Origin of the sequence: Adlercreutzia sp. DFI.6.23 (assembly GCF_024462535.1) — a bacterium.
GTDB lineage: Bacteria > Actinomycetota > Coriobacteriia > Coriobacteriales > Eggerthellaceae > Adlercreutzia > Adlercreutzia rubneri.
On record NZ_JANGBP010000272.1, the window covers coordinates 1 to 363 of the forward strand.

Consider the following 363-nt stretch of genomic DNA (forward strand, 5'->3'; position numbering starts at 1 on the left):
CCGGCGGCGACGAGCCGGAGGAGCCCGCAGAGCCCGAAGCTGACGAGCCCGAGCCGACGCGCGTCGCCCAAACCTCGCGCCTCGCTCAAACGGGAGACGAGAGCCTCACGGTGATTTGCCTGGTCGCCCTGCTCGCCGTAGCCGGCGCCGGCGCTGCCTGCGTCGCCTACCGCAAGCGCCGCTGAGAACGCTTCCGGGGCGGCGCCGCTAACTCCGCCGCCCCCGGGCCCACTCGCTTGCGAAGGCGCGGGCCCATGCGTCGACGGCCTTCAGCTGCTCGAGGCTCTCCACGACTTGGACGCCTGCCCCTTCGTGGGCTTCCATGGTCGCTTCGACGCAGCGGGCGATATCGAGGTAGCCGAT

1 protein-coding gene is annotated in these 363 nt (G+C 71.9%); it reads left to right on the top strand.

Annotated elements, in window-relative coordinates:
- Window positions 1-185 (top strand): hypothetical protein (locus NE591_RS13330; protein ID WP_256156873.1); only part of this gene is annotated, 185 nt, incomplete at its 5' end.
- Window positions 186-363 lie beyond the last annotated feature (178 nt).